The organism is Acidobacteriota bacterium (assembly GCA_021161905.1).
GTDB lineage: Bacteria > Acidobacteriota > B3-B38 > Guanabaribacteriales > JAGGZT01 > JAGGZT01.
Map to the genome: position 1 here is coordinate 35,570 of JAGGZT010000013.1, position 13,521 is coordinate 49,090.

Annotated in this window: 18 protein-coding genes; 12 read left to right on the top strand and 6 right to left on the bottom strand. The window is 49.6% G+C overall.

Annotated features, from left to right (window positions below):
* From J7L64_02680 to J7L64_02735, 12 genes are all read left to right on the top strand, one after another.
* On the top strand, positions 1-534 hold the full coding sequence (locus tag J7L64_02680; protein MCD6451261.1) for a hypothetical protein: 534 nt from the start codon (positions 1-3) through the stop codon (positions 532-534).
* A gap of 3 nt (positions 535-537) precedes the next feature.
* Positions 538-948: a hypothetical protein gene (locus J7L64_02685; protein MCD6451262.1), complete on the top strand. Its 411-nt coding sequence runs from the start codon at positions 538-540 to the stop codon at positions 946-948.
* A gap of 10 nt (positions 949-958) precedes the next feature.
* Complete coding sequence (locus tag J7L64_02690; protein MCD6451263.1) at positions 959-1,228, top strand: hypothetical protein; 270 nt, start codon at positions 959-961, stop codon at positions 1,226-1,228.
* Positions 1,229-1,231: 3 nt separating this feature from the next.
* Positions 1,232-1,849 (top strand): N-acetylmuramoyl-L-alanine amidase, encoded by a 618-nt coding sequence (locus J7L64_02695; protein MCD6451264.1) that lies wholly within the window; start codon positions 1,232-1,234, stop codon positions 1,847-1,849.
* On the top strand, positions 1,822-2,724 hold the full coding sequence (locus tag J7L64_02700; GenBank protein MCD6451265.1) for a hypothetical protein: 903 nt from the start codon (positions 1,822-1,824) through the stop codon (positions 2,722-2,724). Before J7L64_02695 ends, J7L64_02700 begins: the two co-directional genes overlap by 28 nt.
* The gene (locus J7L64_02705; GenBank protein ID MCD6451266.1) at positions 2,717-2,869 is read left to right on the top strand and encodes a hypothetical protein; all 153 of its coding nucleotides are present in this window, start codon (positions 2,717-2,719) and stop codon (positions 2,867-2,869) included. Before J7L64_02700 ends, J7L64_02705 begins: the two co-directional genes overlap by 8 nt.
* On the top strand, positions 2,856-3,803 hold the full coding sequence (locus tag J7L64_02710; GenBank protein ID MCD6451267.1) for a hypothetical protein: 948 nt from the start codon (positions 2,856-2,858) through the stop codon (positions 3,801-3,803). The genes J7L64_02705 and J7L64_02710 overlap by 14 nt, the downstream gene beginning before the upstream one ends.
* 132 nt (positions 3,804-3,935) lie before the next feature.
* Entirely contained in the window at positions 3,936-4,145 is a 210-nt protein-coding gene (locus tag J7L64_02715) for a hypothetical protein (protein MCD6451268.1), read from the top strand.
* A 46-nt stretch (positions 4,146-4,191) separates the two neighbouring features.
* The gene (locus J7L64_02720) at positions 4,192-4,503 is read left to right on the top strand and encodes a hypothetical protein (protein MCD6451269.1); all 312 of its coding nucleotides are present in this window, start codon (positions 4,192-4,194) and stop codon (positions 4,501-4,503) included.
* 13 nt (positions 4,504-4,516) lie between these two features.
* Positions 4,517-4,774, top strand: coding sequence for a type II toxin-antitoxin system HicA family toxin (locus J7L64_02725; protein MCD6451270.1), 258 nt, complete (start codon positions 4,517-4,519; stop codon positions 4,772-4,774).
* A 133-nt stretch (positions 4,775-4,907) separates the two neighbouring features.
* The gene (locus J7L64_02730) at positions 4,908-6,404 is read left to right on the top strand and encodes a hypothetical protein (GenBank protein ID MCD6451271.1); all 1,497 of its coding nucleotides are present in this window, start codon (positions 4,908-4,910) and stop codon (positions 6,402-6,404) included.
* Between the two features lie 73 nt (positions 6,405-6,477).
* Positions 6,478-7,749, top strand: a complete 1,272-nt coding sequence (locus tag J7L64_02735; protein MCD6451272.1) for a glycosyltransferase family 39 protein — start codon at positions 6,478-6,480, stop codon at positions 7,747-7,749.
* Here J7L64_02735 and J7L64_02740 read toward each other — a convergent pair.
* The 6 genes from J7L64_02740 to J7L64_02765 form a co-directional block, all read right to left on the bottom strand.
* Entirely contained in the window at positions 7,730-8,599 is an 870-nt protein-coding gene (locus J7L64_02740) for a ferrochelatase (GenBank protein ID MCD6451273.1), read from the bottom strand. The two genes, J7L64_02735 and J7L64_02740, sit on opposite strands and share 20 nt — an antisense overlap.
* Before the next feature lie 161 nt (positions 8,600-8,760).
* A complete protein-coding gene (locus tag J7L64_02745) occupies positions 8,761-9,957 on the bottom strand; it encodes an MFS transporter (protein ID MCD6451274.1) in 1,197 nt (398 codons plus the stop codon).
* A gap of 69 nt (positions 9,958-10,026) precedes the next feature.
* Positions 10,027-10,782, bottom strand: coding sequence for a sulfite exporter TauE/SafE family protein (locus J7L64_02750; protein MCD6451275.1), 756 nt, complete (start codon positions 10,780-10,782; stop codon positions 10,027-10,029).
* 7 nt (positions 10,783-10,789) lie between these two features.
* Positions 10,790-11,539 carry a sulfite exporter TauE/SafE family protein gene (locus J7L64_02755; GenBank protein ID MCD6451276.1) on the bottom strand — a complete coding sequence of 250 codons (750 nt, stop codon included), beginning with the start codon at positions 11,537-11,539 and terminating at the stop codon, positions 10,790-10,792.
* 64 nt (positions 11,540-11,603) lie between these two features.
* Positions 11,604-12,206, bottom strand: a complete 603-nt coding sequence (locus J7L64_02760) for a formylmethanofuran dehydrogenase (GenBank protein ID MCD6451277.1) — start codon at positions 12,204-12,206, stop codon at positions 11,604-11,606.
* A 163-nt stretch (positions 12,207-12,369) separates the two neighbouring features.
* A partial coding sequence (locus J7L64_02765; protein ID MCD6451278.1) for a PDZ domain-containing protein occupies positions 12,370-13,521 on the bottom strand: 1,152 nt, incomplete at its 5' end.

Consider the following 13,521-nt stretch of genomic DNA (forward strand, 5'->3'; position numbering starts at 1 on the left):
ATGGCTTGGGATAAAAACAAACCATCCTCAGGAAATGCTACTACCCAAAGTGTAAGGGATAATTTTGCTGCCATCGAGGCGGTGTTATCTCAGGATGCCCTTCTAAACGGATACATCAGGGCTGAAGTGGTGAGTAGCAATCCAACCCCGGGGAAAGAGGGGCGGTTGATATTCAACACGACCTTAGGGGCACTTCTGGTAGATAGCGGCTCCTCCTGGCTCAATCTGACGCCATCAGCGAGGATGAAGTGTGGTTCCTATACCGGAAACGGAGTGGATAACCGGGAGATAACCGGGATCGGCTTCCAGCCGGATTATGTCATAGTGAAGAGGGCTGGGGGAACTGATCTTACCGATTCTGGATTGGTCTTTCGCACCAAAACGATGGGGACGAATGAGAGCTTTAGCACTTACGGAGCTGCCCTTACCAATGGTATCAAATCCTTCACCACCGATGGTTTCACACTCGGCACTGATGACCGGGTGAATAAGAACGGTGAGACCTATCACTATATAGCTTTCAAGGAGGGCTGATGGATGAAGCTTGCAGTGAGGAAGAAGGATAACCAGGTGATGAACGATATACAGGATAACCTGAACACCCTAAAGGGGATCGTGGCACAGTTCGGAGGGAGGGAGGAGGACTATCTCCTTCTCGATGTCCCTCCTGAGCTGGCAGAGAAGATAAGAAAGGGTGTTCGGTACATCAAGTTCGATGGGAAGAGGTTCATCTTAGAAAAGGAGGCTCTCCGTCCGCCGGCAATAAAGCTCGACGATGGCAAGATCCTCCTCACCAGGGGATGGGTGAGGGGAAACGAATGGCGGGATAAGGATGAAGAGGTGGACGATCCGAATTTTCCTTACGAGCAGATAAAAGCGAAGAGATGGGCGGAACTCACAGCCAGGGAGAAAGAGCTTTTTTGGGAACGGATGAAAAAGGTCCTTTAGAGGGAGAGAGATGTCCGGGCGTAAGAAGGGGCTTGATCGCGAGGCGCTGATGCTTGGTGAGCTCCGTCAGGGGTTTTCCGAGCTCGGACGGAGGCTCGATCAACTCGAGGAATCCCTTGGCGAGCGGATCGAGCGACTGGAATTCCGGCTTGCTGAGGCGGAAAAAGCGATAGTGGAGATGAGAACCTGGGGAGGCGCCCTCAAGGTGGCAGCGGGGATAATCGCCGGCATCATCTCAACGATGGTCTCGGCGGTGTTCGCCTATTTCCTTAAGAGGTGAGGGATGAGACGGCTGGCGATCTCGGCAGGGCATTATCCGGAAAGACCAGGAGCAAAGGTATCCTTCAAGCAAAATGGTAAGAGGATAACCCTGATTGAGCACGAGCTCGCCTGCCAGGTGATAGAGGAACTCTACCTCATTCTGGTAGCTGATGGCTATTCGGTCTTTGAGACGCCACGGACGCCCCTTTCGGAGAAGGTTCGGTTCATAAATTCTCTTCCCGCGCTTGATCTTGCCCTCGAGGTTCACTTCAACGCCGGTCCTCCCGGAGCAGAAGGCACAGAGACGATCTACTTCTCGGAGGAAGGAGAAAAACTCGCTTGGGCAATGATGAGCGGGCTTATGGCTCGTCTTCCTTTTGCTAATCGGGGGGCGAAAAAGGACGAGACGATTCTCCGAAATGGCGAGCCGTTTATCTCTTATTTCCTACGGCGCACCTATCCACCGGCGGTGCTGGTCGAGGTATGTTTCCTCACCAATCCCGGAGATCGCTCCTTCCTCCTTTCTCGCTCTGCTTTTTATGAGATCGCCTCTGCCCTGAAGCAGGGAATAGACGAGTATTATCTAACTCTGGAAAAAGACGAGGTGAAAGAATGGACGCGGTTATCCTCCTTATCCTGATCGCCCTTTGTACTGCTCTCGGTTATCTGCTCGCAAGTAGAAGAAAGCAGGATGAACCCCCGGGTTCGGTTGAACCCCCGGGTTCGATTGAACCCCCTGGCTCGGATGAGCCTCCGCCACAGCCGATACCTCCGGAACCCGAAGAGCTCTTCAAGCCAGAGGGGGCAAATGTGCCGAAGCCTTACCACTTTCCAGAAAAGCAAGCCGAGGCGTTAAGGGCGATGGGGATAGATTGGGTTCGCATCCCCTTGGGACGGCGAGGCATTGATCCGACGCCTTTCATCAGGGAGGGGTTTCACATCTTGGCGGTAACCGATAACTATGCCAGGGATGTTCCCCGCTATCCTGAGATCCCCGCCTGGGAGTTCAGAAACGAAGCAAACCTGATGGGGAAATCGCCAGCGGATTATCTCATAGAGCTCCGGGCGTTCTACAAGTATATGAGGAAATATCACCCAGAGAAAATCATCCTGACTTCCTGCGCCGGTGGTGGAATGGAGAGAAGGATCAGGTGGAACACCGAGCTGTGGAGACTCCTTAGGGATGAGGATATGCCGGAACTCGTTTTGAACATCCATACCTATAACGACGCCGTCCTTCACGAGCTTCCCATCTATAAGGAGGCTCTTGCTGGTTTTGCCAATCCCCTTTGGATTACCGAGTTCGGCGTTTCTGATTTTGAGAGGCAGGCGGAGATAGCTAATAGATGTTATCCCGCCTTGAAGGGGCTTCCTCGGCTTGAGAAGGTGTTCTGGTGGGCACTCTTCGATGGCGAGGCGGGTAAGGATCCGTTCTCCCTCGTTTGGGTATATCCTGAGCAAATTATCTACAGCCCCTTGGGGGAGCAATTGAAAAGGAGTAAGAGAAATGGCTAAGAGGATACTTAAGGGATTGAGATTGATCGCCCTTTATGCCGTTTACGGCGTTTTGTGGGCGGTGTTATCCTTGCTTTCGGCGCTGGAGAAGGCGCTTGAATCCCTGTTTGCCAGGGTAGGGGAGGCGATCTATGCGGGGCGATGAGCTCGCTAAGGCGGTGAAGCTTATCGGCTGGGCGAAGCTGATTCAGGTGGTTGTGGCAGTGGTAGTGCTCGTCGCTGTAATTTTTGGAGGTTTTTACATAATCTCCTTAAGGCGAGAGGTTGCAAAGAGCAATGCCAAGCTTGAGGAGATGAGTCGAAGCTTCCTTCGCCTTTCCCGGGCGGTGCGTGCTCGTTCGGTTGCGGTGTCGGATCTGCGGAGGACGATAAAGGATTGGCGGGTTAATCCCGAGGTGTTGCGCCTCATCCGAAAAAATAGAGAGGAGATAACCTTAGTGGGCAAGCTGGTGGCGGAGATGAGGGGGGCCCGTCAGGGTATCTCCCTCGCTCCCACGCAAGGAGGGGGAAAGCCAGAAGTTAAGGAGTTCTCTTCGGAGATTAGGCTTCCTGACGGTCCTCCTATCGCCTGGTGGCGGGTGAACACCCTTGGCAAAGCGGAGCAAGGCATCTATCCTTTTGAGCTTCATCTCCTCACCACCCTTTCCCGGCAGAGCTCCGGTGGCTTCAACCTCTATAATGAGCTATACCTCACCCTGCCGGGCGATCCGGTGTGGAAGGATAAGCGGTATCCCCTTCCCATCAAGAGCTCCGAAGTCCGCTTTATCTCTGAGGAGAGGAGGGGACTTTTCTTCAGCCCGGCGCTCGATATCGGGCTCGATATCGGCGTAAAACCGCCTCGTTCAGCGGGTATCGGCTATAGTCTTGGGTTTTCCCTTCTTTCTTATGGAAGGAGGAGCGATTGTGAGTGGCGGTTTTTCCGGTTCTCCCTCGGTGCCCTCGATGATGGGCTTAGTATCGGTTTTTCGCCCGTATCTTACAATATCGGGGATTTGCTACCGCTGGTTCAGGATCTGTGGTTCTCTCTTGGCATAAATCACCGCGGTGCATTTCTCTTTACCCTGAGCACCGTATTTTGATGGGTGGCGATATCCTGATGAGGGAGGAACCTCTTTTCTCCTCAGAGGGTTAGGGTAGGGCGGGATGGTGCAGGTGTTTTCCCCTTGGTTTGGTTGGTTTTGGTGTTATAGCAAGACTTAAGGAGGGGATCGATGAAAGTTTCTTCTCCCGAACGGCCCTTTTTAGCCAAGCTCAATTCGCGGAGCTTTTTGGTAGTGGTTTCCCTCCTTGCTCTTTCCTGGATCGCCTTTTTCCTCGGCAAGCTTTCGGAGAGAGGCTTGATCCAACTTGTGATCTTCCTCACCGGCTTCTTCCTGAGCTATAAAGGCGCTAAGCATCACATATTTAATACCCGCTCTTGACATATATCGTATAATAGTGATAAATATGAATCGAGAGGTGAAGAAGGTGGTAAAGAAGGTGGGTTATTTACTTCTAACCGTAGAGTTTAAGAATATAGGCAGAAGGTGGACGGCAAGATGTATAGAGCTGGGTACATCTACATTCGGGCGTTCTTTGAATGAAGCCAAAAAGAGAATTGAAGAAGCAATTCTACTCCACCTACATACTCTCGAAGAAGTGAATGAATTGGAACGGTTTCTTGAAGAGCATGGCATCAAATTTTATGCCAAGAGACCTGCCTGGAAAGAGGTTTCAATATCCGTCCCCCTTGACAGAGGAACCTTTATTAAGCCGTATCTTCAGCCTGTACATTGTTAGCAATATATGATTAATGACCTCCGATCTCCCCGCTATTACCGGCAAACAGTTAATTCGACTTCTTAAAAAAGATGGTTTTGTCATTAAACGGAGAGCGACTCACGGGGTTGCGATGGCAAAGTCTGTGGGCGAGCGGACTATAGTTACTGTTATCCCGGACACGAGAGCTTCGCTTCCTCGGGGAACTTTGATGGATATCCTTGGACCGAAGCAAACCAAGCTTGGAAGAGAAGGGCTTCTCAAGCTTATTGAGAAATACGGACTTAAATAGACAGTTCGTGCCTGAATAGGATAGAACTCTATGTTTTAAGCTCAAATGGTTAATCTTCATTTGATTCGCTAATTGAACTGTTTGAAGCAAAGTTGCTCTTCATAAAATAGAGGCAAGAAATACCGTTCTTCAAATGATTAAGGAGAAGGAAGAACAACTGCGGAAATCGTTTGTTGAGTATGTAAAATTGTGTGAGAATTTCTTCTCATATAACAAATGTTTCATTACTTCTATACTACCAGTTCCTCTACCATGGAATAACTTATATTTAATCTTATCACAATGCTTTAACCCATTAAATGTGCTCCTCCCCCGTGTTGAGGGAGGTTATGAGTTCAAAAAGCTTGTATCAGACTTTTCCGTTGCTTTTGGGGGTAAGCCTGTAGAAAACCTTGATAAAAAATATCTACCGCAACGGGAGATGATGAAAAATTTCCTTAGGCGTTCAGAGTTTTACATTGAGCTGTTGTGTAATGGGAACTTAGATGCTAACGATTATTTTAAAAAGCTGTGTTCCGCTTGCGGTAAAAAGAAGGTTAAAATAATAAAGCTTCATTTACTGGAATCAATCTATTTCTTTGAACAAAAAGAGCCTGTTGATTTTGGTGATTTCGTAATCCAGCAGTTCTCATTCTATGAACTTGAAGAATTAACCAATAATAGGCTGAATCGTATATTCTATCCAAAGGCGGCGTTAGTTACAGAGGAGTTAGCTAATTATTGGTTTGTTAAGGAAGAAATATATGAAGAGAGAAAGGAATTGGATTTTAGTAAGATAGAGACTCCTGAGATAGAGCCGGGTGGACTTATTAATCCTCCTGATGTGGTTCCAGAAATACCGCAACCGATACGATTGTTAACCCTTTTCAGATGGCAAGGGGAATTTTTACAAACAAAACAGAAGAAGCCCTTTCATTGGTCTCGCTTTTCGAATCCAATATCACTTGTTATTACTGACGATCTCTTGGAGACCCCTCACCCAGCTCCCAGTGTTTCTGCTTTACAAAAATTTCCAAAAATTGATCTTTCGACAGGGAGGGAAGTTGATAGAAATCCTTTCTATTATACTATTAAAAAAGATGATATACCGAAAATAAGAGAAATAGTAGATGGATATAAGAAATTCTCGGAAATTGATTTGGATAAATGTGGGTGGAAATTTGTTGAAAGGGCATTTGATTATTTAGTAAAAGCCTTTTTCGCTTCAGAATTGGACGAGTTATTATGGCATATGGTAGCGTTGGAGGCGTTGTTTGGTGAGGATAAGAGCAAGATAAGAGAGCTTATTCAAAACAGACTTAGTAAAATTTTTGAAGAGAAATATATAAAAATTGATGAATGTTATAAGGTTAGGAACAAACTCGTCCATGGTGGAGGGATTAAAAGTGAAGCGGACCAGACGATTCTTTCTATGGCTCGGCATGTAGCTCGAAGGTCAGTTTTATGGTTTTTCAGCTTTCTGTCATATCTTCATTCCGAATTATCTAAGCATAGCATTCCACCTGAAAAGTACCCCGATAGAAAAAAACTTCTCCGGATAATAGATCATCAATTGAAGGATATTGAGGTGGAAGGAAAAAGGATAGAATTACCGGAGAGCTTTCCTAAGCTTCCTATCTGGGGTGAATGATTAATTAGCGCTGGTTGTTTTTCTTTGTTGTAGATGCTATCCTCAAAGAGCTATGGAGTTTTTCCAAAAACTGTTGACCCCAAAGTATATATTTGCCGTCCTTTTTCTTGGAAGTTTGTTTTTGCTTCTGGGGCGGTTTTATGTCACCAGGAGTGTGGCAGGAGGGGATGCGGTATATTACTACATCACCTTAAGATCGCTTGTAATCGACCGGGACCTGAACTTCGCTAACGAATACCATCATTTCGCAAGTACCGTCTCTCCCTTCACCGGAAACCCGAAGATAAGGGAGATACCGAAACCAACGATAACAGGAAGGCTCCCCAATAAATACCCGATAGGGAGCGCCATTCTCCTTTCCCCCTTCTTCGCCCTTGCCCACCTGTTAGCCCTCGCCCTGAAAGCGGTGGGCGTCCCTCTATCCGCCGATGGTTATGGAGCGATCTATCAACTTTCCGCCGGAATAGGAAGCCTCATCTACGGTTTTGCCGGCTTGCTCCTCATCTTTCTCCTCGGGAAAAGGCTTTATGAGCCGAAGGCTTCCCTTCTTTCAACCTCCTTTATTCTCCTTGCCACCCCGCTCATCTACTACCTGACAATGGAACCGTTGATGTCCCATTCCCTCTCCTTCTTCATGATTAGCCTTTTCATCTTCCTCTGGTATCACCTGCGGAAGAAGGGGAGGGTTTACCACTTCGCCTTACTCGGGGCGATTGGCGGGCTCGCTGGTATCGTCCGCTATCAGGATGGCTTTTTCCTCCTCATCCCGGTGATCGACCTCGTCATCCTCTCCTTCCGCCGGAGGAGGGATGAGGTACTTCTTTTCGCCCGTTATGGTTTACGGCTGGCGATGTTTATCTTTGGAGCGGTTTTAGCCCTCTTGCCCCAGCTCTATGTAAATAGGGTGCTTTATGGTTCTTTTTTCACCACCGGCTATGCGGGGGAGAGCTTTCCTTATTGGAAGATGCCGAAGCTCCTTTATACCTTATTCTCCCCGGCAAGTGGTCTTATCCTCTGGTCCCCGATAATCGCTTTTTCCCTTGTGGGGCTCCTTTTTCTTTCTCGGCGGGATCGGCTTTTTGGTTCGCTCCTCTTTTTCGCCTTTCTCGCTCAGTGGTATTTGGTAAGTAGCTGGTGGAGCCCGGACCAGGGGGATTCCTTTGGTAATCGGATGCTTCTAAACTGCATCCCGATATTCGCCTTCGGTTTGATGGAGCTCTTCCAGCGGATTAAGAAGCGAGAAGGGCTTTATAAAACGGTGTTGATCCTCTCCTTTCTTTTCGTCCTGATAAACGGGGTCCTTGCCGGGCTTTACTGCTTCCGCATCATCGGCAATCCTTATTGATGGGAGGATTTGATCCCCTTCGGGGATGTAGGGTATTTTTAACCATCACTTCCACCCATCTTGCTAATCTTCGATCAGGAGCTAAAGGGGAACCATTATACCTGTAAGATAGGTTTTTCAATATCTGAGGAATGCGCTTCTCGGTGAAGAAACCAGCGCTTACCATAATCGGTATCACGATCACCCTTCCCCTTTTTGCTTCCTCTTTCACCACTTCCCGGAGATAGGGGGACCTCCCTTTGAAGATGTAGCCGTACTTCACATCTTTTAGCCCGAGTTGCTTCTTGAGTTGGGTAGCCAGCGAGGCGAGTTGTTCATTCCATCTTGCCAGGTTTTCTTCGGTTTCCGCTCCATGAGCAGTGAGCACCACGATTTCATTCTTTTGGGAAACGCTTAGCTCCTTTACCCGGTCTCTGAGGATCTCTCCAATAAGGGGATGAGCGTCAAAGGCAGGGGTAAGAATGAAATGCGCATCGCTCCTAAGAGGATGGAGCTCTTCTGCTCCTTGTGGTGGCTCTTTTCTAAGCTTGAGGATATATTTTATCTCCTCGATGTGGTTGCTATAAGAGGAGATGAACAGGGGTATGGCGATTATCTCATCCGCCCCTTTCGCCATTAATTTGGCTACCGCCTGTTCGATAGTCTGATCAGGGACATACTCCAGAAAGCCAAGTTCAACAGGATAAGGAAGGTTGACCATTTTAACGATCTTTTGGACCGGGCCGTTCCACATCCTCTCCGGGCTTCCGTGGGCGATGAGGAGTACGCCTACCTTGCCCTTTATTGGGGTAAGGCTTCCCAAAAGGAAGAAAAATAAGATCAAGATTGGAAGGAGTTTCCTTTTTCTCATAGTCTTTTCTCCATCGGCTCCCTCAATTTGAGATTGAGATTAAATCTCAACAATATGATATCATAACTCCCCTTCCGCTTCAAATTTTATTTCAGAGTTTTTTGATCTTCTGAAGCACTTCGTCAGGAGGGAGACGAGCCCCTATCTAAAGAGAAAGGTTCTCATTCCCCTTCGCCGGCAGGGGCTTCCTTTATTACGAAGATAAAGAGGATGCCAGCTACCGTCGCCATCAGGGCGCCATAAAGGAAGGTAGCGGTAGGAGAAAAAAGCTTCCACAGAAAACCGGCGATAACGTTTGCGGGAAAGAGAGCGATGCCCACCGCGGTGTGGTAGAGACCGTAAGCCGTCCCCCTCACCTCGTGCCGTGATATATCCCCCACGAACGCCCGCTGTACCCCTTCGGCAACCCCGTAGTAGATGCCGTAGCCTGCAAAAAGTAGAACGATGGATAGGGGAGAACGGGCAAAGGCGAAGCCAACGAAGATGAGGGCGAAGAAGAAATAGCCGAATATTATCAGCTTCTTCCTCCCTATCCTATCCGAAAGGATGCCAGCAGGAATAGAGATGAGGGCGTAAACAAGATTAAAGAGGAGATAGACAAGGGGGATGATCTTGGGAGAGATACCGGCGGTCTGTGCCCTCAGGATGAGGAAGGCATTGCTGAAGTGGCCCAAGGAGAAGATGAAGCTCACCACGATAAAGAGCTTAAGCCCCCTTTCGAGGGAGGAGAAAGCCAGTTTTACCTCCCCTTCTTTTTCTTCTCCCTTTGGTTTTTCTTTCTTTTTCTCTTCGATCAGGGGAATAAGGGAGATGGCGATGAAAGCAGGTATCGCCGCGATAAGGAAGATGAGTCGATAGTTGGATGCAAGGAGAGACATAAGGGAAAAGGCGAGAAGCGAGCCGACGATAGCGCCAGCGGTATCCATTGCCCGGTGGAAGCCGAACGATTTTCCCCGGACCCTCCTTTTTGCGAGATCGGAGATCAAGGCGTCCCGCGGTGAGGTCCTTACCCCTTTCCCCACCCGATCGAAAAAGCGGAGGAAGAGGACCTGCTGCCAGAAGGTAACGAAGTAAAAGAGCGGTTTGGTAAGAGCAGAGACGAGGTACCCATAGAAGACGAAGATCTTCTTCCGATGTATCCGGTCGGAGAGCCAGCCGGAGAGGGTTTTAAGCAGGCTGGCGGTCGCCTCCGCTATCCCCTCGATCAACCCGATCACCGGGGACGATGCCTTGAGCACATTGGTGAGGAATAGGGGAAGGAGGGGGTAGATCGTCTCGCTTGAGGCATCGGTGAAAAAGCTCACCCAGCCGAGGAGGAAGACATTTTTCTCTATCCCGAGGATCTTCTTTTCCTTCATCTCTTTCTCCCCTTAAAGCGGTCTCCAATTATAACCGATTTATTTACTTGATCGCAAGGGCAAAGAAGCTTAGTGGATGACATCCTTTACGATTAAGAGAATGGCGATGCCGAGGAGGGTGATCCCGAAAAGCCTTCTCACCCCTTTCGGCTTCATTCGATGCGCCATTATCCTCGACCCGAGCTGGCTCCCGAGGATAACCGCGATGAGTGAGAGGACCCAGATCAAAGGGCGGGGCGTTGCTGCGGTTAAAAGATGGGAGATGAAGCTCGAGCTTCCGGAGAAGGTTACTACCAAAGCGGAGGTGGCGACCGCCGATTTCGGGTTGAGCCCAGAAAGCGAGAGGAGAGGGACGATGAAGGAACCACCACCCCGTCCGATCAAGCCGGCAAAGAAACCAAGGACGCTTCCGGCGATGATGCCGAGGGCAATCCGCTCCCTTCCCGTCATCTCCCCCTTTTTCGGCTGAAAGCCGGAGAGCATCAATATTGCCGCTCCTCCGGTGAAAATGGCAAAGGCCAAGATAACTCTGGGGGTGGAGAGCCTTAGGTTGATCAGGGTGCCCAATGGAGCGAAGATCACCATCGTAATGGCAAATGGTAGCGCTACCCGTAGATCGATGAGTTTCTTTCTCAAGTAGGTGATGGTGGCAGAAAGGGAATTGGCGACATTGAGGAGCATACCGAGCGGTATCGCCTCCCTTTTGAAATCCATCCCCAGCCAGAAGAGGATGGGAATGTAGAGTTGAGAACCGCCCATCCCCAACATCGAAAAGAGGAAGGCGATGGCAAAAAAGATCGGAGGTGCGAGATAAAGATGGTTCATATCTTTTCTATATTAACCCATAAAGCATTTTCCCTGCTATACCGAGGAGAATAATCCCTATTATCATCTTCACCTGCGAGCGGTTCAGCTTCTCGGTCATAAAGTAAGAGCCGAGGATTGCCCCGCCAATGGAACCAATGGCAGTTGCGGAAAGAAGCACCCAGTTTACCTCACCAATGGTAGCATGTCCTAAAAAACCAGAAAATGAGGAGAATATAACGATGAACGAAGTAGTTGCTGATGCCTTCTTCGGGTTGAACCCAAGCCAGATTAGCACTGGAACGATGATGTTTCCCCCACCAACCCCAAGAAGTCCCCCAGTAAAGCCAGCGATTGCCCCTACCGATCCTCCGTAGCTTATCAATCTCCCCTCAGAGATGTTCTCTCGTTCTTCTTTTCCCTTAGGGCGATAGAAGAGCATCATATAGGCGGCGAAGAGGAGAAAGCCGATGAAGAAGATGCGAAGTGTCCTCACTGGAAGGAACTGAGCGGTATAAGCCCCAAGAGGAGAAAGGGCGGTGGCGACTATCAGTATCGGGATGGCTGTTTTGAACACCACCAGTCCCTTTCTTGCATACCGCGCCGAGGCGAAGACCATCGCTATAGAGTTGAGGAGGAGAGCGGTGGACATCGCCTCTCGTAAGGGGATGCCCAGAGCATCGAATGTCGGTATAAGGATGAATGCCGCCCCCACCCCGGCTATGGTGAGGGCGACAGTAAAGATAAAGGTTACTAAGGCTGCTAAGGTAGTGACCATAAGACACTCCTATTTCAATCAATATGATCGAGTCAGGCAGATCGCCGAATCGATCCATCTTCCTTCAACCGATATCACCGGAGCAGGGAAGACAGAACTTCTTCCCCTCAATTACCCGGAGCCCATGGGCGAACACCACCTCACCGCACTTCTCGCACCTGCTCCACTCGAAGGTCCCCTTTCTCGGCTCGAAGTCGATCTCGAACACATCGCCCACCACCAGTATCTCTTCGTCGGGGGCGTTCCAGATTTTCTCAATGAGCGGGTCGATTATCTCCGGCTTTATGTCCTGGGGCTCCACCCCTTCCTTCCTCAACTTGACGAACTCCGAGGAAAGGCCCTTTATCTGGAATTCAGGATTTAATGAGACCCTTACCGCCCGTTTCGTCTTCACATCGATCAAGGTGAGGGCGTTTTTGGAGTAGTCGAGCTTCTCGATGTTGCTCTTGCCAAAGGTGCAACCGGTAGCCACCTGTACGCCATCGACAAAGCACATCGTGGCGTGGGCAAAGCCGGTTTCCACGAGACAGTGGAGCTCCTTATTCTTTGCCCGGGAGACACCGAGCGCCCTCATCGCGGAAAGACCTGCCCTTATGCCGAGGGGCATCGCCGGGCATTTGTGCCCGTGGAATTTTATGCCCAATTCAAGAAGCGATCTATCATACATTTTCTTCCCTCCTTTCTTTCCCCTGTAGAGGGGCAAAGGGTTTCAATTTAGCCCATTATTTTTCCCTTTGTCAAGTATATTTTTATATTCGGATAGAGGAATATTAAGGAGTAAAAAAATCCCGCGCTTAAAAAGCGCGGGAGAAAAGGGATGGCGTTCCGATCTACTTCTTCAGCTCCTTCAATATGATCTCTATCGCCTTCTCAAGCTGGGGATCACGCCCCGCTACCCGATCCGCCAAGGTGTTCACCACGGTGATATCGGGCTCCACCCCGCCGATCGTCTCCAAATCCTTCCCCTCCAAGGTATAGCAGCCCCAGAAGGGGATACGGAAATAGGCGCCGTTTAACAGCCTTCTTCCCGTGGTGAAGATCAGCCAGCCGTAGGTTCTCGTCCCCACTATCTTACCCAAGTGTAGTGCTTTGAACCCATTTGCGGTCATCTCCGCATCGGACAGGGAGTATTCGTTGGTGAGGAGGATGATCGGCTTATCCCCGATGTTGAAGGTGGGCTGGGTGGTGGTGGAGAGGTCCCGCATCCGCCACTTGGCATAGGCACGCCGGCTCAGGGCGGAAAGCACCTGATCGTGAATATTTCCTCCCCGGTTGAACCTGATATCGAGGATGAGCGCCTCCTTATCCGCTGCTTCGGATTCAAGCTCCTTCAGGAACCGGGTTAGATCCCATCTGCCCATAGCCCGCATATGGATGTAAGCCACCCTGCCGTTCGTTTTTTCCTCGACCATCTTCTTCCGGGCATCCTCCCACATCTGGTAGCGGAGGGACTGTACCTCTCGGGAGGAGATCGGCTTCACATATACCACCCGGGCGTTTTCCTTGGTCAGCTTCGAGTTTATGAGGAGCTTCACCTTCTTTCCTATCTTGTCGTTTAAGAGCTTCGCTATGTTCGTCCTTGGCGAGAGGACGACATCATCTATGGCGATGAGGTAATCACCCAGCTTCACCCCTGCTTCTGCCTTTGCTACCGGTCCATCCTTTATTATCTTCTTTATTTTGAAGAATTCTTTACCTTCCTTCTGCTCGAACTCGATGCCAAGCTCACCGGTTCTCACTGCCGATGGGGAATAAGGGGGATAGATCCCCAGGTGCGATGAGTTGAGCTCTCCGAGCATCATACTTATCACATCGTAGAAGTCGGTGTCGGTGCCCACCCTCTCGATTATTGGGGCGTACTTCTCCCTTATCTTCTCCCAGTTCACTCCGTGGAAGTTCTTGTCGTAGTAGTAATCGCGGAGGGTGACCCAGACCTCGTTGAACATCTGCTTAAACTCCGCCTTCTTGTCTATGGTGAGCTC